Source organism: Chromohalobacter beijerinckii (assembly GCF_023061185.1).
Lineage (GTDB): Bacteria > Pseudomonadota > Gammaproteobacteria > Pseudomonadales > Halomonadaceae > Chromohalobacter > Chromohalobacter beijerinckii.
Genome location: NZ_JAKGAK010000019.1, coordinates 35,462 through 58,545 on the forward strand (window position 1 = coordinate 35,462; position 23,084 = coordinate 58,545).

Genomic DNA, 23,084 nt, shown 5'->3' on the forward strand with positions numbered 1-23,084 from the left:
CGCTCAACTCACACCGTAACGCCGCACGCTTCACGCCCTGTCGTCATGACGGGGCGTTTTTCGTGGGCGCAGTGGCAAGCCGACAGCGCGAGTGCGCCGTGATGATGGCTCAGCGGGCGCGGTAGACGATGCGACCCTTGGAAAGATCGTACGGGGTCAGTTCGACCTTGACCTTGTCGCCGGTCAGAATGCGGATGTAGTTCTTGCGCATCTTGCCGGAGATGTGGGCCGTCACGACGTGCCCGTTTTCCAGTTCGACTCGGAACATGGTGTTGGGAAGGGTATCGACCACGACACCTTCCATTTCAATATGGTCTTCACGTGCCATATTAGGCGTTTCCTCGTATTGCGTTGAAAGCTTCTTCGTAAGTGCGCCACGGTTTGCGTTGCCGTTGCCAGCACTAATTACCGACCGTGGTCAGCGTCGATTTTGAAGATAGCCCGATATTCTGCCGCATGCCGAGGGTTAAGGCAAAAATCATGTGCATGATGTTACGCTGACATCATGATGAGGGAGTATCGGATAGGGGGATTCGACGCCGCCAATATCGGCCATCGAGGTATTCTAGAGGCTGAAAATCCTGCTTGTAGCGCATCTTGCGACACTGGCGAATCCAGTAGCCGAGGTAGACGTGGGGGAGCTCGAGCCGACGCGCCAGCTCGATCTGATGGAGGATCGAGTAGGCGCCAAGAGAGCGGCGCTCGAATTCCGCCCCCGGGTCGAAGAAGGTGTAAATGGCCGACACGCCATGGCTCAGAAGATCCGTCGCCGCCACGGCAAGCAGTTGGCCCTCCAGACGAAATTCGATCAAGCGTGCGTAGGGGTGATCCAGGGTCAGGAAGGTGCGGTATTGCTCGTGGCTGGGCGGGAACATGTCGCCATCGGCGTGGCGGGTGCGAATGTAACGTGCATAAAGCGCATAATGTTCTTCATGGAAAGCTGCCGGCCGTATGCGTGTTTCGAGGTCGGCATTACGTGACATCAGCTTACGCTGCGTGCGAGAGGCCGCGAAGTCTTGCACCGGGATACGCACTGAAATGCAAGCCCGGCATCCCTCGCAGTGTGGGCGATAGAGATGGCGGCCACTGCGCCGAAAGCCCAGCAACGACAGCGCGTCGTAGACGCCTTGACCTGGCTGTTCCTGAGGGTCCAGAAATAGCGTGGTCGCCTCGCGGTCTGGTAGATAACTGCATCCATGCGGGACCGTGAGGAAGAAACGCAGATCTCGCGTGAGTTGGGACGGCGTGTTGCTGCTCACGTTGGCTTCGGCTCTTCGACTGGGAAATGATCGGGCGTAGAGGAAGACCACAGCATCGGTGATCCATGACTCTCCACATATTGGTCAAGGTAGTCGATGAATGTTGAACGGGCGATGCTGCGTGCGCCAAGACTGGCCAGATGGGGCGTATGCACCTGACAGTCGATCAGTCGCCCGCCGTGTGCTGCCAGATGCCGTGCAAGATGCACCAGCGCCACTTTCGACGCATCGGCGACGCGGCTGAACATCGACTCGCCGAAGAACACGCCGCCCAGACCGATCCCGTAGAGACCGCCGACCAGCTCGCCATCGCGCCATACCTCCACCGAATGGGCAATGCCTTCAGCATGCAAGCGGCAGTAGGCGTGGCGCATCTCCGGGGTGATCCAGGTGCCTGCGTAGTCTTCGCGAGGGGCGGCGCAAGCGTCGATGACAGCGCTGAAAGCGTGGTCGAAGGTTACCGTGAAACCGGCGTTGCGCAGGCGCTTGGCGAGGCTGCGGCGCACGTGAATCTCGTCAGGAAACAACACCAGACGTGGGTCGGGACTCCACCACAGGATGGGTTCACCCGGTGCAAACCATGGGAATATGCCGCGTCGATAGGCGCAGCGCAACCAGTCCGGCGAAAGCTCGCCGCCGGCAGCAAGCAGCCCGTCGGGCTCGCGTAACGCTTGTTCGACGGGTGGGAAACCGACCCGGTGGGGAGGTAACCAAGGCAACATGGGCATGCGTCTCTGCTGATATCGTTCAAGAGGGAGTTTCAGCGTACGCCAGGTATGGCATCGATAACTACCCGCTTCGCCTCCCAGCCGCGTGGCGTCGCCCTTTCGCGACAACGAGAGGTATGGTTTTTCCCCTGTGACGCAGCGCATGGGGTGGGTATGATGGCAAACCAGAAAAGCCCATCGGATGAGATGCGAGCCGTTTTTTCGTACGTGAACGATAGTGGACGGCACGCGTCGGGTAGTGTCGGCAACATTAGGTATCGCCATACGTGGCGCAAGGGGGATGGCCACTTGAGTGTCAATGGAAAACGCAACGAGCGTGGACAAACAGCGTCCCAGGCCAAGGAGCAGGCGCGCCGAGTCGTAATGCATTTGCAGGGCGTGACGCGCGAAGGTGCGGCCATCGTGCTGCTTGCTATCTGTGTCTTTCTCCTGTTGTCGCTTTTCAGCTATGTGCCTGGCGACCCGGGCTGGTCACATAGTGGCCCCAATCAAACGATCAATAACTGGATGGGCCCCGTCGGGGCGTGGTTGTCGGATGTGTTGTATTCGCTATTCGGTGCTAGCGCCTTATGGTGGCCAGGCATGTTCGGCTTCGCGGCCTGGCGGATGCTGCGTGCACGGGAAGTGAACATCGCCTGGGACCCGACGGTGCTTTCGGTACGTACCAGCGGCCTGGTACTGCTATTGCTGAGCACGACCACCTTGGGGGCGCTGCATTTCTATCATCCCGACAGCGAACTGCCTTACGCGGCGGGTGGTATTCTCGGCGAAGGGCTGGTCGGTGCCCTGCAGCCCTTGCTCAACATGCAGGGCACCACACTGGTCTCGCTGGTGGCTTTCATGTGCGGTTTTACCCTGTTCACCGGCATGACCTGGCTGGCAGTCATGGATGAACTCGGGCGTGCCATGTATCGCCTGCTGGCGTGGAGCATTGCCAAGTGGCGCGGGAGTCGGCAACGTCTCGCTCAGCGGCGTGATGCCTACGACGATGACGACATGGACGCCGCCGAGGCTGATGCGCCATTGGAGGAGGATGAGGCGCCGGCGGACGAGAAAAAACGCCCCTCGTGGTGGCAGCGCTGGCGCGCGTCACGGCGCGCCCCGCAATTGGCAGGTGCGACCTCTGAGCCATCGTATGCAACGGCCAGTGAGCGCCGTGTGGAACCGTCCTTCGAGACCACCGAGCCCACGCTTGAAACCTCTGCTTGGCGTAATGATGGCAAAACCGATATCCCCTGGGATGTTCCTGAGCATACGCCCTCTGCCAAGCGCCCGGATGCTGCCTATACGGCCCGCCAGCGTGCCGATGACGAGCGGGCCGGCTTCGCCGCCTCGGGTGCACCACAGCGCCATGCGGCCACTACCACAGCGCCGCATGATCGCTCTCTCAACGAGCGTGGCGAGAGCGAGAAACCTCGCCCCACGGAGCATGCCTCCGATGAGCCTGACGTGACGTCTCAGACGCCGTCCCAAGCGGATACGAGCTCTACGGCCTCGATGCGCGCCGATGTTACCCGACGGCGTGTTCCTGAACCCATCCCGGAGCCGCTGACCGCTGACGACGATGACGACGTTCCGCTCGGCGATTGGGGCATCCAGGCCCGCCGCGACGATGATGACGTCGGAACGGCGCCCCCCGCCACGTCAGCACGCGAGTCGGATGACGCTTCGACGACGGCGTCCGAGGATGCCACGTCGCCGGAACCCGCGCCCGAAGCGCCGTCGGAGCCGCCACGCCCCCGCATCAGCTGGGACGACGAAGCCCCGGAAGCACGCTCATCGGCACCGGCCTCGGCGCCGCCCGAGCCCGAGGTGCCGGATGCGCCTTCGGAGGATCTGTCACGGTCAGCGCCGCGTGGCCAGGTAGAAAGCGCCCCCGGGGAAGCGCCCGACGTGCGCACGGCCGAGCCGTCGGCGAGCGAGCCGGAAGGCGATGATGAGGCTCCGGCATTGTGGACGGTGGAGCATCTGCAGAATCAGCGTCCCGAGACCGTACCATCGACCGAGCCCGAGGGGGCGTTGCCCACGTTGCGGCTGTTGACGCCGACCGGTGAGCAAAAACCCAATTATACCGATGAGCAGTTGGCGGACATGGCCGAGCTGCTGGAAACGCGGCTGCGTGAGTATGGTGTCAAGGCAGAGGTCGTCGACACCTGGCCGGGCCCGGTCATCACCCGTTTCGAGATCAAGCCCGCCGCTGGGGTCAAAGTCTCCAAGATCAGCAATCTATCGAAGGACTTGGCGCGTTCGCTGATGGTCAAGAGCGTGCGCGTGGTGGAGATCATCCCTGGGCGTCCCACGGTAGGGATCGAAATCCCCAATCCTAACCGCGCCATGATTCGGCTGCGCGAAGTACTGGACTCGGATGTCTACCAGCAGGCCGATTCGCCGGTCACCATGGGGCTGGGGCAGGATATCGGCGGTAATCCCGTGGTCACCAATCTCAATAAGATGCCACACCTGCTGGTGGCCGGGACCACGGGGTCGGGCAAGTCGGTGGGCGTCAATGCCATGCTCATCTCGATGTTGCTCAAGGCGACGCCGGATGAAGTGCGCATGATCATGGTCGATCCCAAGATGCTGGAACTGTCGGTCTACGACGGCATCCCGCATCTGCTGGCGCCGGTGGTTACCGACATGAAGGAAGCCGCCAACGCATTGCGCTGGTGCGTGGCCGAGATGGAGCGTCGCTACAAGCTGATGGCGGCGATGGGGGTGCGTAACCTGGCCGGCTTCAACGCTAAGCTCGACGAGGCCGAACGCCATGGCGCCCAGGTTGCCGATCCGCTATGGGAGCCGCAGCCGTGGGAAATGCATCAGCAGCCCCCGGTACTAGAGAAGTTGCCGTACATCGTGGTCGTGATCGACGAATTCGCCGACATGTTCATGATCGTCGGCAAGAAGGTCGAAGAGCTGATCGCCCGGCTGGCGCAAAAAGCTCGTGCTGCGGGGATCCATTTGATCCTTGCCACTCAGCGTCCCTCGGTCGATGTGGTCACCGGCCTGATCAAGGCGAATATTCCGACGCGGATGGCGTTCCAAGTCTCCTCCAAGGTCGATTCGCGCACCATTCTCGACCAAGGCGGAGCGGAGAACCTGCTCGGCCACGGCGACATGCTTTATCTACCGGCCGGCGCCGGCATGCCGACGCGTGTGCATGGGGCCTTCGTCGACGACGATGAAGTGCACCGTATCGTCGAGGACTGGAAACGGCGCGGCGAACCGGAATACGTCGATGAGATCCTTTCGGGAGGCGTCTCGGCCGATGCCTTGACTGGGCTCGAGGCGGAAGGTGGCGATGGTGACGACCCGGAGCGAGACGCGCTCTACGATGAAGCCGTGCAGTTCGTCACCGAGTCACGTCGTGCCTCGATCTCGGCGGTGCAGCGCCGCTTCAAGATTGGCTATAACCGGGCTGCACGCCTGGTCGAGACCATGGAGTCGGCAGGCGTCGTGTCGTCGATGGGCACCAACGGGGCCCGCGAAGTGCTGGCATCGCCGCCCGCCGCCGATCATTGAGCGCGTAAGCGCTCTAGAGGCCAGTAAAAAGTGCAAAGACGATGGACGTCGCCTCGTGCGAAGCAACTTTTTCGCCCGAGTTGGCGTCACATCGAGTAATGCAGGATGAGCAAACAAGGAGTGGTAATGAGAACATTCAAGCTGGCCTTGGCCCTGGGCGCGGCACTCGCGTTACCTAGTATGGCGCAAGCGGATGGTGTGGAGCGTTTGACGGACTTGTTGGAGCCGCTGGAAAGTTATTCGGCGGATTTCGAACAGCAGATCCTCGATGGAAGCGGCCAGCGCCTTCAGAAGGTCGAAGGTCACATGTGGTTGTCCCGCCCCGGCAAGTTTCACTGGGAAGTCGATGCTCCATACCAGCAGGTCGTCGTCTCTGACGGCGATAAGGTGTATCTCTACGACCCCGACCTACAACAGGTCAGCGTTCGCCCGCTCGATACGCGGGTGACGCATACGCCAGCGTTGTTGCTCTCGGGAAGCGCCGAGGCCCTGACCGAGAACTATGAGGTGACCAGTCGCCAAGAATCCGGAAGCGAAACCTTCACGCTCATACCGAAGGCGCCCGACACATTGTTCGAGAGTCTCGAGCTTACCTTCGAGGATGATCGCCTGGAGGGCTTGCAGATGGAAGACAGCACCGGTCAGCGTACAGCGATTAACTTCGATGACATCGACGTCAACGAAGACATTTCGGCATCGCGTTTCGAATTCGAAATTCCCGATGGGGCGGACGTCATCCGCGAAGGCGGTTGACCGACGTCGTCTACTGATACGCCAGGTCCGCGTGGCTTGGCGTTTTGCGTTTCATAGCACGCTTGCCGAGAGTTCTTGCGGCAGGCGAGTATCCAGACGAGGAGGAAGGCCATGCATGTCATCGTCGATTTATGCGTCGTGCCGCTGGGGGTAGGCGTTTCGGTGGGAGAACATGTCGCGGCTTGCCAGCGCGTCATCGAGGCCTCAGGGCTCGAGTACCGCATGCACGCCTATGGCACTAACATCGAGGGCCCGTGGGACGATGTCATGGCGGTGGTCAAGGCGTGTCATCAGCGCGTGCACGAGATGGGCGCGCCGCGCATTACCACGACGTTGAAGATGGGAACCCGCACCGACCGCGAGCAACACATGGATGACAAGGTGGCCAGTGTCGAGCGGCACCTGCAGTCGCCTTGATTTGGGTCCATGAGACGCGTCTAGAGTAGTGGCTGAGCCTCTGGCGAGGGCGGCATCAGCCAAGCGCTGCTCATGTCGAGCAGGTGGGCAGTCAAAGCGTCCAATGTGTCGCCGCCGTGACGCCAGTGATGCCAGTACAACGGCACATCGATGTAGCTATCTGCGTCGAGATCGACCAGACGCCCCTCACGTAGTTCGCGTTCCACCTGCCGTTCGGGAATCAAACCGTAGCCCATGCCGGCCAAGGCCAGATGCACGAAGCCTTCCGAGGACGGGCACAGGTGGTGCGGAAAGGATTCCTTATAGCCTCGCATCTCCAGATAACGATGCTGAAGGCGGTCATCGGGCCCAAACACGATGGCAGGCGCCTTGCGCAAGGCATCGTGCGTCAGCCCTTCGCTGAAATGGCGTGACACGTAACCGGGGCTGGCGATGGCACGGTAGCGCATGCTGCCCAGGGCGTGCGCGCGGGCACCTTGAACGGGGCGCGGTGTGGCACAGATGCAGCCGGCGACCTCGCCATCGCGCATGCGCTTGAGCGCAACGTCCTGATCCTCGACGATCAAGTCCAATAAAACGCCTTGGCGCCGACAGAAGTCGCCGGTGGTCGGCGACCACCAGGTGGCCAGGCTGTCGGCATTGATGGCGAGGCGCAGGCGTTGTTCGCGTTCACCCAGCGCGGGGATCTGATCGAGCAGGTCATGCTCGAGCAACCGAACCTGTTGCACATGGTTGAGTAGCCGTCGACCCAATGGGGTCGGGGCGAGCTTGGGCGCGCGGACCAGCACCGGTTGTCCGAGGCGTGCTTCGAGCAATTTGATGCGTTGCGAGACGGCGGACTGGGTGAGTCCCAGGTAATGCGCGCCGCGTTCGAACCCTCCCTGGTCGACCACGACGGCCAGTGCTTCAAGAAGTTTGTAATCGAGCATCAGTAAACGTTATCACCCATTCCTTGAATTAATTTAACTTATCTATGTAGTCAAGCGTATTCTGCGCCACTTATCAATGTCTTCCTGGTGAAAAGGAGGGAACGGATATGTGGGGCTCCTGGCTCAATGGTCTGTTCGTGGGGGCGGGGTTGATCATCGCCATCGGCGCGCAGAATGCTTTCGTACTTCAACGCGGACTGATGCATGAACATCCCTGGTGGGTAGCGACCGTATGTGCATTGTGCGATCTGATACTTATCGGTGCGGGCGTGCTGGGGCTGGGTGCCTTGTTGACATCGCATGCGGGGCTCATGCAAGTGGCGCGCTGGGGCGGCGTGGCGTTCTTGAGCTGGCAGGCGTGGCAAGCCTGGTGTCGCGTGCGTCGGCCTTCCTCGCTCAAGGCCGATGGTGAGACACGACCTCGCTTGTGGGGTGTGTTGATGGCGACGCTGGCCGTGACCTTGCTCAATCCGCATGTGTATCTGGATACGGTGATCATGCTCGGCGCTATCGGTGCACAGCAAGCAATGCCAGAAGCCTTCGTGATCGGTGCGGCCATGGCTTCTTTTGGATGGTTCTTCGCTCTCGTGGGAGGTGCGGGCTGGTTGGCGCCGCGTCTGGCCAACCCGCGTGCCTGGCAGGCCATCGAAGGTGGGATCTGCGCCATACTGTTATTAGTGGCATGGCAACTGGCGACGGCGCCCTTGGGTGCTGCCTGAGCTTGCTACCAATGTCATCCCATAAGATTCAAACGAACGCTTGACTTGGTGCTTGGCGGCGCTTAATTTCAAACGAATGTTTGATGTCCTCGGGATACCTGCCCGTACCGTTCAGGAGCTTCAAGATGCCCAGTTATCAGGCGCCGCTACGCGATTTTCGTTTCGTGATGGACGAGATTCTCGATTATCCCCGTCATTATGCCCAATTGCCCCAGGCTGATGAGGTCACCCCGGATGTGGTGAGCGCGATTCTGGAAGAGGGCGCACGCTTCACACGCGAGGTGCTACTGCCGCTCAACCGAACCGGTGACGAGCAAGGGTGTCGACTCGAAGGTGGCGAGGTGCTGACGCCTTCGGGATTCAAGGAGGCCTATGCCCAGTACGTGGAAGGCGGCTGGCCGAGTCTAGCCGGCGATACGGCCTATCACGGTCAAGGGTTGCCGACCTCGCTTGGCATGATGCTCTCGGAGATGGTGTGTTCGAGCAATCTGGCGTGGGGCATGTACCCGGGGCTTTCCCAGGGCGCCGCCGATGCGCTTCGCCATCATGGTAGCGTCGAGCAGAAAGCGCAGTATCTGACCAAGCTCAATGATGGCACTTGGACGGGCTCCATGTGCCTGACCGAGCCGCAATGTGGCACCGACCTTGGCCTGATCAAGACCCGGGCGCGTCCCGACGAGGCGGGGGGTTATCTCATCACCGGGACCAAGATCTTCATCTCCGCGGGCGAGCATGACCTGGCCGAGAACATCGTGCACCTGGTCCTGGCCAAACTGCCCGATGCACCGGAGGGTACCAAGGGGATTTCCCTATTCGTGGTGCCCAAGTATCTGCCAGATGCCGAGGGCGAAGCCGGTGAACGCAATGCCGTAAGCTGCGGTGCCCTGGAGCACAAGATGGGTATTCACGGTAATGCCACTTGCGTGATGAACTTCGATGGCGCACGGGGGTATCTCGTTGGCGAACCCCACAAGGGGCTAGCTTGCATGTTCACCATGATGAACGTGGCGCGCATCGGCGTTGGCATCCAGGGGTTGGGGCTGATGGAGGTGAGCTTTCAGAATGCCTTGGCCTACGCCCGTGATCGTCTGCAGATGCGTGCACTGTCCGGTGCGCGAGAAACTGACAAGCCAGCCGATCCGATCATCTCGCATCCCGATGTTCGCCGCATGCTGCTGACCCAGAAGGCGCTGGCCGAGGGCGGTCGCATGCTGGTGCTGCATGCCGCGCAACTCGCGGATCGGGTCGAAGGCGCGACCTCCGACGTCGAGCGCGAAACGGTCGAAACCGAGCTGGGCTTGCTGACGCCCATCGTCAAGGCGTTTTTGACCGAGGTGGGGTTCGAGGCTACCAATGAAGGCGTGCAGGTCTTCGGGGGGCACGGCTACATCCGCGAATGGGGTATGGAGCAGTACGTGCGGGATGCCCGCATTACACGGCTCTACGAAGGCACCACGGGTATCCAGGCCCTCGACCTGCTCGGCCGCAAGGTGCTGATGAGCCAGGGAGAGGCCTTGAAGCCCTTCACCAAGCAGATTCACAAGTTCTGCAAGGCCCATGAAGCGAACGATGCCATGGCGGAGTTCGTCATGCCCTTGGCGAAGCTCAACGCCGAGTGGGGCGATCTGACCATGGCGGTCGGCATGAAGGCCATGCAGGATCGCGAAGAAGTGGGCGCCGCAAGTGTCGATTACCTGATGTATTCCGGCTACGTCACTCTGGCGTTTTTCTGGGCCCGAGCGGCGCAGGCAGCGCATCAAGCCCTGGCCAGTAACCCCGACGATGCGGCGTTCTATCGTGCCAAACTCGAGACCGCCCGCTTCTATTATCAGCGTTTGTTGCCGCGTACCCGCGCGCATGCCGAGATGATACGCGCCGGTAGTGAGACGTTGATGGCCATGCAGGCTGAGGACTTCGGGCTCGGTTTCGCCATGTGATCGTAGCCTCGGGCTCGCATACCTGAACGATGCTTGGCGGACCTTTGTGGGGTCCGCCTTGTTTGTCTATTGCGAAAGGGGATGGAGTTTGTGCAAGTAACCCCTGCCAGGCAGAATAACACCTTGGTTTCGTCAAGGATGCGAACGCACCATGTCCCCCGGACAAGATCCCGGTTCCCAGAACCTCCCTCTCAACTTGATGCTGACCTTGGCGTCTTTGGTGATCATCGTTGGCGGCATGCAGGCCGGCGCCGACTTGCTGATTCCCATATTGCTGTCGCTGTTCATCGCCGTTATTTGCACATCGCCGGTGCATTGGCTGCATGAGCGCGGTCTGGGCATGCGGTTGTCGGTGTTGGTCACGTTGCTGATACTCGGCGTGTTGGTGACCCTGTTGGGTGCACTGCTCGGCAATAGTTTCACGACCTTCATGGACGCCTTGCCCAAGCTGCAGGAGCAGCTGCAAGAGCACTATCTGACCGTGCTGCGATGGCTGGCGGGGCAGGGGATATCCATTGATCCCAAGGGTGTCTCCGAGCTTCTCGATGCCTCTCGGGCGACCGATTGGGTTCCCGTCTTCCTTGGCAGTGTGGGTAATTTGCTCTCGCAGAGCGTTGTGATCATGCTGTTGGTGATCTTCATGCTGTTCGAGACATTGGAGTTTCGCAACAAGGTCTCGCAAGCCTTGCTCAATCCGGCGCCGAGCCTACAGCGTTTCACCGAGTTCAGTCGCAATCTCAAGCGCTACCTAGCCATCAAGACGGTAATCAGCTTGGTGACCGGCGTACTGGTGTGGGGCACGTGCATGTTGATCGGTGTCGACTTCGCGCTGTTGTGGGGAACCTTGGCGTTCTGTCTCAACTATATCCCCAATATCGGCTCGGCCTTGGCGGCCGTTCCTGCCGTGCTCTTGACCTTGGCGATGCCGGAAGGTGGCCCCTTCAAGGCGATGCTGCTGGCGGGTGCCTATCTGGCGATCAATTTCCTCATGGGAAATATCATCGAGCCCCGGGTCATGGGACGCACGATGGGACTTTCCACGTTGGTGGCGTTCTTGTCGCTGGTGGTATGGGGATGGATCTTCGGGCCCGTGGGCATGTTGCTGTCGGTACCACTGACCATGACGCTCAAGATTGCCCTGGATAGTCATCCCGAAACGCGTTGGTTAGCGAAATTACTGAGCCCTTCTGAACGCGTGCGCCGCCGTCGTGCCGAGATGATATCCCCGGAACCGCCTCCCGAGTAACCATGCCCCCGACCACGCCTGTAACGACAATCGCCCCGCATGAGCGGGGCGATCGTTGGCATACTTCGACAGCTTAACGCCGTGACTTCAGGCGTTCTGATCGATGAACTGTGTCAGTTGTGACTTGGACTGTGCGCCGACCAAGGAAGCCACCTTGGCGCCGGACTTGAACATCATCACGGTCGGAACACCGCGCACGCCTTGCTCGGCGGCGATTTCCGGTGCGTCGTCGACATTAATGCTGACGACCTTGAGACCACCGGCTTTTTCATCGGCGACTTCATCGACTACGGGGGCCATCATCTTGCAAGGACCGCACCACGGTGCCCAGAACTTGAGCAGTACGGGCTGTTCGGCGTTGACGACTTCCTGCTCGAAGTTAGCGGAGGTGACATCGACATTATTAGCCATTACGAATCTCTCCAGTATTCCATTGCGCTTTTGCGAGCGTAGATGAGGCGATGGTAGCCGCTGACCATGGCCCTGGCAAATGCCCCATCGGTATGGTGACAATAGCATCAGCCTATCATGTTGGCGCTTTTCCACGCACCACCACGGTGCGGTATTGCCAGGATGTCGACGCTCTTCTACTCTCGCACCATATGCTTTAAAGTAATCACAAATTTAAATTTTATGCCATAAAAGATTGCCAGGTCGGGAGGCATCGCTCATGAAACTCCAGCAACTGCGCTATATCTGGGAAGTTGCCCGGCACAACCTCAATGTCTCCGCCACCGCGCAGAGTCTGTTTACTTCTCAGCCGGGTATTTCCAAGCAGATACGCTTGCTGGAGGATGAGCTGGGGGTGGAAATCTTCGCGCGTAGCGGCAAGCACCTGACCCGCGTGACTCCGGCCGGTGAGGCGATCATCGAGCTGGCCGGCAAGGTGCTACGCACCGTCGACAATATCAAGCACGTCTCGCAGGAGCACAGCGACGAGCGGCGCGGTAGCCTATCGATCGCCACTACACATACCCAGGCGCGTTATGCCTTGCCGCCGGTCATTCACGAGTTCCGGCAAAAGTATCCTGATGTCGCCTTGCACATGCAGCAGGGCACACCCAAACAGATCGCCCAGATGGTCAGTGAAGGGCAGGCCGATTTCGCGATCTGCACCGAGTCGCTGGAGCTTTTTACTGACTTGGTGCTATTGCCATGCTATCGCTGGAACCGCTGCGTGCTGGTTCCTCAAGATCACCCCTTGGCGTCGGTAGAAACATTGACGCTCGAAGCCTTGGCCGAGTATCCGCTGGTGACCTACCTGTTCGGCTTTACCGGCCGCTCGCAGCTCGACGATGCTTTCAAGGCACATGATCTGACGCCCAACGTGGTACTCACTGCCGCCGATGCCGATGTCATCAAGACTTACGTTCGCCTGGGGCTCGGCGTTGGGATTGTGGCGCACATGGCGGTCGACCCTGTCGTTGATCGTGACTTGGTGGCACTCGATGCCAGCCACTTGTTCGCCAGCTCGACGACCAAGATCGGCATTCGTCGTGGCACCTTCATGCGCGGCTTCATGTTCGACTTCGTCAATCGCTTCGCCCCCCACCTCGATCGAGACAGCATTGAAGCTGCGCTGGCGGCGGGGCCGCGTCACGAGCAGGTTCTGTTTGAAGGCATCGAGTTGCCGGTGCGCTGAGAGCGGCCTGTTAATACGAGAATGCCGATGCCCCGTGGAGGCGGCATCGGCATGGCTCGCATTCGTGTCATCTATTCGATGGTTAGACTCAGCGTCTAGTGCTGAAGGTGCAGCCCGCACTCGCGCTTATCTTCCACCTTGGTGGGGTCGAAGTAATCGAAGTTGTTGGGCAAGTCGTGCTTCTGTAGGTATTGATACATGTCCTTGGCCGTCCAATGCAGGACCGGGGCGACCTTGATCAAGCCATCCTGATTAATCGATACCGGCTGCATCTGGGCACGCTCGGCGGTGTCTTCGGCGCGCAGCGCGGTGAGCCAGACACGCGGTGCGGCCTCGCGCAGCGCCCGCTGGAACGGCTCAAGCTTGACTTCCTCGGTGAACGCCGCGTGGCGCGGATCGTCGATAGTCGGAAACTCACCCTCGACGGCATCGCGATGCCCGCGTGAACGTCGGGGGTGATAAATCGTCAAGTTGAGGCCCAACTGTTGGCTGGTCTCTTCTGCGAAGCGATAAGTGGCCTCGGTGTTGTAGCCGGAATCCATCCAGACCACGGGGATGTCCGGCTGTACCTGCGTGATCATATGCAGGATCACCGCTTCGAAGGGCCGGAAGTTGGTAGTGCAGATCGCCTTGCCATCGAGCGAGAGCGCCCAGCGAACCAGAGCCTCTGGGTCGTGACCAAGCTCGCGATTGATGGCATCGATATCGAGCGACATGATGATCTCCTGTGGAAGGTGGCGTGAAGTCTGTCGACTTCGACGAATGGCCATACCCTAGCAAATCGCCAAAACGATCCCCCAATATCGATTGGTTCGAAGCTTATATGCCTTTAACGAAGGCAGTGATTGTCCTGTTAGAACCTAACTGCATGAACGTGAGCGGTCATCGTCCCAGGGGGTGAATCGCTGTAAGGGGCGTAATACGGGGCGGCTCGTCGTCCGGCCATTCGATGTGTGCCTCGATGGCATAGACATCGCGCAGACGTGCATGGGTCAGGACGTCGCCGGGAGTGCCGCTGGCGGCGACACGGCCTGCCTTGAGCATCCATACATGCTGGGCGAAACGCGCCGCCAAGCTCAGGTCATGAATGGCGATGACGATGATGATATGGCGCTGCGCAGCGAGGCGGGTCAGCCAGTCGAGCACCTGCAATTGATGATGAAGATCCAGCGCGCTGGTCGGTTCGTCGAGCAGTAGCAGTGAGGGTTCGCGCGTCACGGCTTGGGCAATGGCGACTCGTTGTCGCTGCCCGCCCGAGAGCTGGTTCAGTTCGCGCTCGGCCAGCGGCTCCAACTCAAGAGCCTGAAGCGTCGCCTGCACCTTGAGCAGTGCGCATTCATGCGGTTCGTGAATGCAAGTACGGCGCGCCAGCAAGACGGCTTCGAACACACTGAGCACGGCACGTGAGCCGAGCTCTTGAGGTAAGTAATAAAGATACCGGGAACGTCGTTCGAGCGATAGCGTCATCAATTCCTGGCCATGCAGCATGAGCGAGCCGTCGGCGCGCTCGAGACCGGCGATGGCCTTGAGCAGTGTCGATTTTCCCGCGCCGTTAGGGCCGACCAGAGCGGTGATCTCGCCGGGGCGTGCCTCGAGACCGGCGATGCCCTCGAGGACGGATGTGCTACCCAAGTAGCAATCGAGACGGCCGAGCGTGAGCGTCATCCCCACATCTCCTTGCGGCTGCGTAGGATCAGCGAGACGAAAAACGGTAGCCCGATGAGTGCGGTGAGCAAACCGATGGGCAGCAGAATGCCGGGCACCAGGGTTTTTGAGAGGATCGAGGTGACGGACATGATCAATGCCCCGCTGAGTGCGGACATGGGCAGAAAGACGCGTTGGTCCTCGCCGACCAGCAAACGCGCGATATGCGGGCCCACCAGGCCGACGAAACCGATCGTCCCAACGAAGGCCACGGCGGTGGCGGCCAGCAGCGAGCAGCACAGCAGGATGCGCAGTCGCAAGCGCGCGACATCGATGCCCATCGCCTGGGCATGAAGGTCACCCAGCCGCAGCGCGGTGAGTCGCCAGCCAGCATGCAGAAATACCGGCAGCGTCACGCAAAGCGCCAGCGTCGCCAGGCCGACCTTGCTCCAACTGGCCTTGCCGAGACTGCCCAGTGACCAGAATACCAGTTGTTGTAGGGCCTCTGCGGAGGCGACGTACTGCATCAATCCGAGCATGGCGTTGAAGAAGAACATGATGGCGATGCCCATCAACACCAAGGTCTGCACGCTAACACCTCGCAAGCGGCTGACACCCCAAATGACCAGCGACGCGGCCAGGGCCAGCAAGAACGCGTTGCCGGTGACCAGTAACGTATCGGCGAAGGGCACGATGCCCACGCCGAGGGTGATGGCGAGCGCAGCGCCGACACTCGCCGCCGAGGAAATGCCCAGCGTGAACGGGTCGGCCAGGGGGTTGTTGAGGATGGTCTGCATTTCGGCGCCGGCGAGAGCCAGGCTGACACCGACGACTATGGCCATCAACGCCACCGGCAGACGAATGTTCCACACGATGACGCGCAGCGCGTCCGATGCATCGCCTGGCGCGACGAGGGTCATGAGCACATCGCGCAGCGAGTAGTGGCCCGGGCCGGTGGCGATATCGACGATAACCATGGCAAGCGTCAGCACGGCGACGCCGACGATGAGACGACGCTGGCGCCGCCGCCGCGTGCGATACCGGGTGACACTATTGATGGCAGAGGACTCAGGCATTGCGGTTGTCATTCGCTCAGGATACGCGATTCGTCGCGCTCATGGGCCCCATCGGCGCCGAGCGCCTCCATCAAACGCGAGATCTTTGCCAGTGTCTCCTGATACTCGGCCTCCTCGTCTGAGTCGGCGACCAGACCACCGCCGCCCCACAGGTGGAGTTGACCGGCATCCGCCACGGCGGTGCGGATGGCGATAGAGGTGTCCATTCGCCCGCGCGTATCGACGTAGCCGATGCTCCCGCAATACACGCTGCGGCGACTGGGTTCGAGGTTGTCGATGAGTTGCATGGCGCGGACCTTGGGCGCGCCGGTGATCGAACCGCCGGGAAATGCTGCTCCCAGCAGATCAAGCGCATGCCGTGTCTCATCGAGCTCACCGGTCACCACGCTGACCAGGTGGTGGACGTTGGCGTAGCTCTCCAGGCCGCATAATTGGGGGACGCGGACGCTTCCCGGCTGACAGACGCGCCCCAGATCGTTGCGCAGCAAGTCGACGATCATCACGTTTTCGGCGTTATCCTTGAGGCTGTCGCTCAGCTCGCGGGCGTAGTGCTGATCTTGAGTAGAGGTGTTGCCGCGCGGCCGAGTGCCCTTGATGGGACGCGTTTCCACGCGTCCTTCGACGACTTCGAGGAAGCGTTCCGGCGACAACGATAGAATGCCCTTGTCGTCCCAGGCGAGATAGGCGCCATAAGGCGTCGGCGTTGCTTGGCGCAGCCGCCGATAGGCGTGCCATAAATCGCCTTGGTAGTGGGTGCTGAAACGCTGGGCCAGATTGATCTGGTAACAGTCGCCGCTGCGGATGTAATGCTGCACGGCACGGAAGCGCTCGCCGTAAGCGGCGCGGTCGAGTTCACCTCGAAAGGGGGCCAGCAGCTTAAACGGCGGGGCTGGCGATGGCGTGGCTTGTAGCCATGCCAACACTTGGGCGCGGCGCGCCGGCGTAGCCACGAGCCAGGCTTGGCGGGTGTGATGATCGTGGATGAGGGCCCAGTCGTAGAGTCCGACACGGCTGTGGGGCAGCGTGACCGCCTCGCAAGCATGGCCTGAAAACGCCTCCAGATGCCGCCCGAAATCGTAGCTCCAGTAGCCGATCAAACCGCCTAGAAACGGCAGTTCACTCGTCATGTCGGTGGCGGGAAGACGCTCGAGCAAGGCACGCTGAGCGGCGAGCGGATCATCGGGAAGGTTCGCGACGTCACTAGTGACCTGGCCGTCTCGGTTCACTTCCAGCCATGCGATGGGGTCGCTGGCGAGAATGTCGTAACGCCCGCCGGGGGCCGCTGGGAAGCCACTATCCAGCAGTACGGCGTCGGGGCGACGGCGCAGACGCTCGAAGCGTGCCAGTGGATCGCCATGATAGGGCAGGGGCGTCAATTCGAGTGTCGGCATCGGTGCAGCTTCCTGTCGCGGGCGACTCATTTTAGGGAAGCTGGCCGGATTTGTCCGCCCATGAGCGTGTGCGGATAATGACGGCCATTCAACGCCCCAGAGGCGCGACACATAGAGGATGATGAATATGACAACGTCGCTGGACGAGGGCGAGTTGCGGCAAGGCACGCTGGCGCGCCCGGATCAGCAGTGCCATTGGCGTCGCCTCGAGCGTCGAGCAGGCGCGGGGAAGGTCGTCATGCTGCACGGTGCCGGAGTGGCGGCCGAGCTGACCTGGAGACCGATGGTGACGTATCTCGATGCCTGGCGGACGTTCCTGATGCCCGACTTGCGGGGCATGGGGGCGACGCGTGCGGCGGATGGCCGTGAGCGGCCTTTCTCGCTGGATGAAGTCGTCGACGATGTCGAAGCCTTGCTCGACGCCCAGGATATCGATCAATGCGATGTCATGGGCTATTCGTTTGGCGGGCTGGTAGCGATGCGGCTCAAGCAGCGCTTGGGTACCCGCATCGGACGTATGATGCTGCTCGAGCCGGCACTTCTGGAGCGCGAAGACCGCGCGACCATGGTGCGAGTGCGCGAGGGCTATGCCGAGGCGGCACGTGCCATGCGCGAGGCGTCGACGCCGGAAGCAGGTATCGTCGCCTTTCTGGATTTGATTGCACCACATCGCTCGCGCAACCCACGGGCCGAGCGCATGATGATACGCCGCCTCGCGCACCGCCCACTGGGGTTCGCCAATGCGCTGGATTGCGTGACCGATGCCGTCCGGCATCTCGACCGCGATGCCTTGCTCGAGGCGCAACATGATGTGACGAGTGTCGTGGGAGGCAAAAGCCTCGCGGCCATGCAAGCCTATCACTCAACATTGGCGCAGCGACGGTCCGACTGGCGCTACATTGAACTGCCGGGCACTGACCATTCTCTGCCGTTTCAAAAACCCCGGCGGCTCGCCGGCCTGTTGCAAGAAGCACCTTCATTTAACAAGGGTGAAGATGGTTGATTGTCGACAACATGCTCACCGGTGAGTGCTGGTTATGCGGCGAAAGGTGTAGTAGCGCCAGGCTTCAGGCAGTTGACCCTTTTGGGGTAGATTACTAAAGTAATACTTATTCTTTATTGTCGACAATTAAATGACGCTTCCTACTTTACCTCATAACGCTGATTCTCATGATGCTTGGCAATCGGCGACTGGTCATGACGACGCTCCCGAAGTGCGCACACTTGCCGAGCGCGTCTTTCACCAACTGCAAAGCGCCATCGTGCGGGGTGAACTGGCCCCCGGAGCCAAGATCACCGAGCCGGGGTTGGCCAAGACCTATGGCATCTCTCGTGGCCCGTTGCGCGAGGCAATGCGTCGCCTGGAAGCCCACCGCTTGATCGAGCGTATCCCGCATGTCGGTGCACGCGTAGTCAAACTCTCCATGCGCGAACTGCTGGAGTTGTTCGATCTGCGCGAAGCCCTGGAGAGCATGGCGGCGCGTCTGGCAGCGCGACACATGACGGCGCCGGAAATCGCCGGACTGCGCGATGTGCTGGCAGTTCACGAGCGTCAGGAGGACCTGCAGCGCGACGAGGCCTATTTCCAGCGAGAGGGTGACCTGGATTTCCATTACTGCATCGTGCAGGGCAGCCACAATCGCATGCTGATGACCATGCTGTGTGACGACCTTTATTACCTAGTGCGCCTTTACCGCACGCAATTCAGTGCCAGCGGCGCCCGTCCGCAGCGTGCCTTCGTCGAGCATCATCGTATCGTCGACGCCATCGAGGCGGGCGACGAGGAGCTGGCCGAACTCTTGATGCGTCGCCACGTCAGCGCGTCTCGCGAGAATGTCGCCAAGCATTATGCCGAGACACTCGATGAGGAGCAGGCGTCCCAAACCCGTTTCGAGGAGAATACGACGTCATGAGCCATCCCACACCGGGCGTCCGCTTCCGCGCCGCGCTCGACGCGCATCGTCCCTTGCCGATCGTCGGCACCATTAACGCGTATACGGCTCTCATGGCCGAAAAGGTCGGGCATCCGGCGATTTACCTCTCCGGGGGCGGCGTGGCCAATGCGTCCTTCGGCTTGCCCGATCTGGGCATGACCACGATGAACGATGTCGCCGAGGACGCACGGCGTATTACGGCGGCCTCAGACACGCCGCTGCTGGTCGATATCGATACGGGGTGGGGCGGGGCATTCAATATCGCGCGCACCATCAAGGAAATGCAGCGCGCTGGCGTGGCGGCGGTGCACCTGGAAGACCAGGTCGCGCAGAAGCGCTGTGGACACCGGCCCAACAAGGCCATCGTGTCGCAGCAAGAGATGGTGGACCGCATCAAGGCGGCAGTCGATGCGCGTCTGGATGACGATTTTTATTTGATTGCGCGTACCGATGCCTTCCAGAAGGAAGGCTTGGAAGCGGCCATCGAGCGCGCCAATGCCTGTCTCGAAGCCGGTGCCGATGCCATCTTCGCCGAGGCCGTGCATAGCCTCGAGGACTACCGTGCATTCTGCACGGGCGTCAATGCGCCGATTTTGGCCAATATCACCGAGTTCGGCGCCACGCCATTGTTCACTCAGCAGGAACTGCATGACGTGGGCTGCCGCATGGTGCTGTATCCGCTGTCGGCCTTCCGTGCCATGAATGCCGCGGCACTCGAGGTGTATCGCAGCATTCACGACAATGGGCATCAGCGCGATGTCCTCGACAAGATGCAGACGCGCGATGAGCTTTACGAGTTTCTCGATTACCACGCCTTCGAGCGCAAGCTGGATGCCTTGTTCGACGAGGACCAGTGAAACGGTAGGTGTGGCTGGCGCTATCAGCGTAAGGCAACAACGATAACGATCTGGCACAAGGAGGCTCGCCATGGCGGATAACACGCCCACCAGTACCGGCTTGCGCGGCATGAGCGCCGGCAGCACTGCGTTATGTACCGTTGGCCAGTCCGGCTCCGGGTTGACGTATCGTGGCTATGACATTCACGACCTCGCTGAGCACGCGCGCTTCGAGGAAGTCGCCTATTTGTTGTTCAAGGGCAAGTTACCTAACCAGAAGGAGCTGGACGCCTACGTGGCCAGGCTCAAGTCGCTGCGCGGCCTTCCCGCATCGCTGAAGGCGGTGCTCGAGCAGATTCCCGCTGATGCCCATCCGATGGACGTGATGCGTACCGGGGCCTCGATGCTGGGCAATCTCGAGACGGAGGAAGGCTTCGCCGAGCAGCAGGATAAAAGCGACCGGATGCTGGCGGCGTTCCCCTCGATCATTAACTACTGGTATCGCTTCAGCCATGACGGCGTGCGCATCGATACCGAAACCGACGATGACTCGGTGGGCGGCCATTTCCTGCATTTGCTGCATGGCGAGCCCGCTTCTGAGTGGCATGCACGGGTGATGAACGTCTCGTTGATTCTTTACGCCGAGCATGAGTTCAATGCCTCGACCTTCACCGCCCGAGTGTGCGCCTCGACGCTGTCGGATATTCATTCCTGCGTGACCGGCGCTATTGGCTCGCTACGTGGCCCATTGCATGGAGGAGCCAATGAAGCGGCGATGGCGATGATCGAGGACTGGCAAACACCTGAAGAGGCCGAGCGCGAGCTGCTGGGCATGCTCGAGCGCAAGGAAAAGATCATGGGCTTCGGGCACGCGATCTATCGCGAATCCGACCCGCGCAACGCCATCATCAAGCAGTGGTCAAAGCGCCTCGCGGATGATGTGGGCGACACGCGGCTCTACCCTGTCTCCGAGCGTGTCGAGGCGGTGATGTGGCGTGAGAAGAAACTTTTCTGTAACGCCGACTTTTTCCATGCCAGCGCCTACCACTTCATGGGCATTCCCACCAAGCTGTTCACTCCGATCTTCGTGTGTTCGCGCCTTACCGGCTGGTGTGCCCATGTGTTCGAGCAGCGCGAGAACAACCGCATCATCCGGCCTAGCGCGGACTATGTTGGACCGGCGAAGCAAGGATGGCTACCGATCGGGCAGCGTCAATAATACTGGCTTCGAGCTTCGAGCTTCGAGCTTCCGAGCCTGACTTCAAGGAATCAACATGAGTGCCAACGTCGAACAGAACCAGCGCCCTGACTACGATCCCGAGCTGCAGGCGATCGCCGATTATGTGCTGGAATATCGTGTCACCGGTCAGGAGGCACTGGAAACCGCCCGCTACTGCTTGATGGATACACTGGGATGCGGCTTGTTGGCACTGCGCTTTCCCGAGTGCACCAAGCATCTAGGGCCTTTGGTCGAGGGGACAGTGGTGCCCCACGGTGCGCGGGTACCAGGCACCCAACTGCGTCTCGATCCGGTCAAGGCGGCCTGGGATATCGGCGCCATCATTCGCTGGCTGGATTATAACGATACCTGGCTGGCGGCAGAGTGGGGGCATCCCTCGGACAATCTGGGGGGAATCCTGGCGGTTGCCGATCATCTGTCGCAAAAGCGCGTGGCCGAAGGCGAGGCGCCGCTGACCGTTCGTGACGTACTCGAGGCGATGGTCATGGCTCATGAGATTCAGGGCGTGCTGGCACTCGAGAACTCGTTCAATCGGGTCGGGCTCGATCACGTCGCCCTGGTCAAAGTCGCCTCGACGGCGGTGGTCGCCAAGTTGATGGGCGCGGATCGCGAACAGCTGCTTGCCGCGTTGTCGCATGCCTTCGTCGACGGCCAGAGCCTGCGCACTTATCGGCATGCACCGAACGCCGGGTCACGTAAGTCCTGGGCGGCGGGCGATGCAACTTCGCGTGGCGTGCGCCTGGCGGATATCGCCATGCGTGGCGAAATGGGTATCCCGGGTGTGCTGAGCGCACCGCAATGGGGCTTCTATGATGTGCTGTTCACGAAGACCAACAAGGACCAGCAGCTCAAACCGGAAGATGATCGCCACTTCCGTATCAGTCAGGAGTACGGCTCCTATGTCATGGAAAACGTGCTGTTCAAGATCAGTTTTCCGGCTGAGTTCCATGCTCAAACCGCCTGCGAAGCAGCCGTAACGCTGCATCCTCAGGTCAAGGGCCGCCTGGACGACATCGACAGGATCGTGATCACCACTCATGAGTCGGCGATTCGCATCATCTCCAAACAAGGGCATCTGGCCAATCCCGCTGACCGCGATCATTGCCTTCAGTACATGACGGCCGTTCCCTTGATCTTCGGCCAACTGGTCGCCGAGCATTACGAAGATGCCTTTCATGAGTCACACCCGATCATCGATCAATTGCGTGACAAAATGGAAGTGGTAGAGGACGCGCGCTATACCCGCGAGTATCTCGAGGCCGACAAGCGCTCCATCGCCAACGCGATTCAGGTGTTCTTCAAAGATGGCAGCAAGACCGAGCAAGTGGCTGTCGAATATCCCATCGGCCACCGTCGGCGCCGGGAGGAAGGTATGCCCCTTCTGGAAGAGAAGTTTAGCGCTAACCTCGCGACTCGCTTCCCGGCACGACACTGCGATGAGATTCTGGCGCTGTGCGCTGATCAGGCGTGCTTGGAAAGCACCCCTGTACACCGCTTCGTCGACCGTTTCGTAATCTGAGCAAAAACCCCTTGCGTTCGCGCCGGCGGATCCGTAAAGTACGCATCCGCTGCCGGCGACGGACTTCGTGGCCAGCGGTGAAAGGGTAGCGCAAGTGGCTGACGTGCTTGAGAAATTCAACCCTTCGGGTGGCTTTCTCGCTTGACAGTGACGCCGGATTCGGTAAAATGCGCCGCACCTCGAAAGGCCTCTGATGACGCCGCGGTTCAAGGCGCTATCAGCGATTGTCACCTCGGTTAACGCCTTGACAATCACGGCACTTTCGGTAGAATACGCCTTCCTTGCGAGGCGCCCG

21 protein-coding genes are annotated in these 23,084 nt (G+C 60.7%); 12 read left to right on the forward strand and 9 right to left on the reverse strand.

What is annotated here, in order from left to right; all coding sequences use genetic code 11:
- Window positions 1-109: 109 nt before the first annotated feature.
- The 3 genes from infA to aat form a co-directional block, all read right to left on the reverse strand.
- The gene (infA, locus tag L1075_RS13160; protein WP_011507732.1) at window positions 110-328 is read right to left on the reverse strand and encodes a translation initiation factor IF-1; all 219 of its coding nucleotides are present in this window, start codon (window positions 326-328) and stop codon (window positions 110-112) included.
- 175 nt (window positions 329-503) lie between these two features.
- Entirely contained in the window at window positions 504-1,259 is a 756-nt protein-coding gene (locus tag L1075_RS13165; RefSeq protein WP_040242263.1) for an arginyltransferase, read from the reverse strand.
- A complete protein-coding gene (gene aat / locus L1075_RS13170) occupies window positions 1,256-1,981 on the reverse strand; it encodes a leucyl/phenylalanyl-tRNA--protein transferase (protein ID WP_052445055.1) in 726 nt (241 codons plus the stop codon). The genes L1075_RS13165 and aat overlap by 4 nt, the downstream gene beginning before the upstream one ends.
- Before the next feature lie 294 nt (window positions 1,982-2,275).
- Between aat and L1075_RS13175 the strand changes: the two genes are divergently transcribed.
- The 3 genes from L1075_RS13175 (at window position 2,276) to L1075_RS13185 (ending at window position 6,676) form a co-directional block, all read left to right on the forward strand.
- Window positions 2,276-5,506 carry a DNA translocase FtsK gene (locus L1075_RS13175; RefSeq protein WP_378092904.1) on the forward strand — a complete coding sequence of 1,077 codons (3,231 nt, stop codon included), beginning with the start codon at window positions 2,276-2,278 and terminating at the stop codon, window positions 5,504-5,506.
- Between the two features lie 126 nt (window positions 5,507-5,632).
- On the forward strand, window positions 5,633-6,259 hold the full coding sequence (gene lolA, locus L1075_RS13180) for an outer membrane lipoprotein periplasmic chaperone LolA (protein WP_040242260.1): 627 nt from the start codon (window positions 5,633-5,635) through the stop codon (window positions 6,257-6,259).
- Window positions 6,260-6,370: 111 nt separating this feature from the next.
- Window positions 6,371-6,676, forward strand: a complete 306-nt coding sequence (locus tag L1075_RS13185; protein ID WP_097024111.1) for an MTH1187 family thiamine-binding protein — start codon at window positions 6,371-6,373, stop codon at window positions 6,674-6,676.
- 20 nt (window positions 6,677-6,696) lie between these two features.
- On the opposite strand, the gene L1075_RS13190 is transcribed toward L1075_RS13185, so the two are convergent.
- The gene (locus L1075_RS13190) at window positions 6,697-7,605 is read right to left on the reverse strand and encodes a LysR family transcriptional regulator ArgP (RefSeq protein ID WP_075369076.1); all 909 of its coding nucleotides are present in this window, start codon (window positions 7,603-7,605) and stop codon (window positions 6,697-6,699) included.
- A gap of 107 nt (window positions 7,606-7,712) precedes the next feature.
- On the opposite strand from L1075_RS13190, the gene L1075_RS13195 reads away from it, so the two are divergent.
- From L1075_RS13195 to L1075_RS13205, 3 genes are all read left to right on the forward strand, one after another.
- Window positions 7,713-8,324: a LysE/ArgO family amino acid transporter gene (locus L1075_RS13195; RefSeq protein WP_246942254.1), complete on the forward strand. Its 612-nt coding sequence runs from the start codon at window positions 7,713-7,715 to the stop codon at window positions 8,322-8,324.
- A 125-nt stretch (window positions 8,325-8,449) separates the two neighbouring features.
- Window positions 8,450-10,261, forward strand: coding sequence for an acyl-CoA dehydrogenase C-terminal domain-containing protein (locus L1075_RS13200; RefSeq protein WP_246942256.1), 1,812 nt, complete (start codon window positions 8,450-8,452; stop codon window positions 10,259-10,261).
- A gap of 151 nt (window positions 10,262-10,412) precedes the next feature.
- Window positions 10,413-11,507: an AI-2E family transporter gene (locus tag L1075_RS13205; RefSeq protein WP_246895381.1), complete on the forward strand. Its 1,095-nt coding sequence runs from the start codon at window positions 10,413-10,415 to the stop codon at window positions 11,505-11,507.
- 87 nt (window positions 11,508-11,594) lie between these two features.
- Here L1075_RS13205 and trxA read toward each other — a convergent pair whose 3' ends face one another.
- Window positions 11,595-11,918 (reverse strand): thioredoxin, encoded by a 324-nt coding sequence (gene trxA, locus L1075_RS13210; protein ID WP_075369080.1) that lies wholly within the window; start codon window positions 11,916-11,918, stop codon window positions 11,595-11,597.
- A 259-nt stretch (window positions 11,919-12,177) separates the two neighbouring features.
- On the opposite strand from trxA, the gene cysB reads away from it, so the two are divergent.
- Window positions 12,178-13,149, forward strand: a complete 972-nt coding sequence (gene cysB / locus L1075_RS13215; RefSeq protein ID WP_040242243.1) for an HTH-type transcriptional regulator CysB — start codon at window positions 12,178-12,180, stop codon at window positions 13,147-13,149.
- 95 nt (window positions 13,150-13,244) lie between these two features.
- Here cysB and L1075_RS13220 read toward each other — a convergent pair whose 3' ends face one another.
- The 4 genes from L1075_RS13220 to pabB form a co-directional block, all read right to left on the reverse strand.
- A complete protein-coding gene (locus tag L1075_RS13220) occupies window positions 13,245-13,865 on the reverse strand; it encodes a phosphoadenosine phosphosulfate reductase domain-containing protein (protein ID WP_246942257.1) in 621 nt (206 codons plus the stop codon).
- 166 nt (window positions 13,866-14,031) lie between these two features.
- Window positions 14,032-14,814, reverse strand: a complete 783-nt coding sequence (locus tag L1075_RS13225; RefSeq protein ID WP_246942259.1) for an ABC transporter ATP-binding protein — start codon at window positions 14,812-14,814, stop codon at window positions 14,032-14,034.
- A complete protein-coding gene (locus L1075_RS13230) occupies window positions 14,811-15,869 on the reverse strand; it encodes a FecCD family ABC transporter permease (protein WP_246942261.1) in 1,059 nt (352 codons plus the stop codon). The genes L1075_RS13225 and L1075_RS13230 overlap by 4 nt, the downstream gene beginning before the upstream one ends.
- Window positions 15,870-15,877: 8 nt before the next feature.
- Window positions 15,878-17,260: an aminodeoxychorismate synthase component I gene (gene pabB, locus L1075_RS13235; protein ID WP_246942264.1), complete on the reverse strand. Its 1,383-nt coding sequence runs from the start codon at window positions 17,258-17,260 to the stop codon at window positions 15,878-15,880.
- Between the two features lie 127 nt (window positions 17,261-17,387).
- Between pabB and L1075_RS13240 the strand changes: the two genes are divergently transcribed.
- The 5 genes from L1075_RS13240 to prpD all read left to right on the forward strand — a co-directional run bounded on the left by L1075_RS13240 (window position 17,388) and on the right by prpD (window position 22,789).
- The gene (locus tag L1075_RS13240) at window positions 17,388-18,263 is read left to right on the forward strand and encodes an alpha/beta fold hydrolase (protein WP_246942265.1); all 876 of its coding nucleotides are present in this window, start codon (window positions 17,388-17,390) and stop codon (window positions 18,261-18,263) included.
- Window positions 18,264-18,393: 130 nt separating this feature from the next.
- The gene (locus tag L1075_RS13245; protein WP_052444980.1) at window positions 18,394-19,173 is read left to right on the forward strand and encodes a GntR family transcriptional regulator; all 780 of its coding nucleotides are present in this window, start codon (window positions 18,394-18,396) and stop codon (window positions 19,171-19,173) included.
- Complete coding sequence (gene prpB / locus L1075_RS13250; RefSeq protein WP_246942268.1) at window positions 19,170-20,051, forward strand: methylisocitrate lyase; 882 nt, start codon at window positions 19,170-19,172, stop codon at window positions 20,049-20,051. The genes L1075_RS13245 and prpB overlap by 4 nt, the downstream gene beginning before the upstream one ends.
- A 70-nt stretch (window positions 20,052-20,121) precedes the next feature.
- Window positions 20,122-21,249, forward strand: a complete 1,128-nt coding sequence (gene prpC, locus L1075_RS13255) for a bifunctional 2-methylcitrate synthase/citrate synthase (protein ID WP_246942270.1) — start codon at window positions 20,122-20,124, stop codon at window positions 21,247-21,249.
- A 55-nt stretch (window positions 21,250-21,304) separates the two neighbouring features.
- The gene (gene prpD, locus L1075_RS13260; RefSeq protein ID WP_246895388.1) at window positions 21,305-22,789 is read left to right on the forward strand and encodes a 2-methylcitrate dehydratase; all 1,485 of its coding nucleotides are present in this window, start codon (window positions 21,305-21,307) and stop codon (window positions 22,787-22,789) included.
- Window positions 22,790-23,084: the final 295 nt, after the last annotated feature.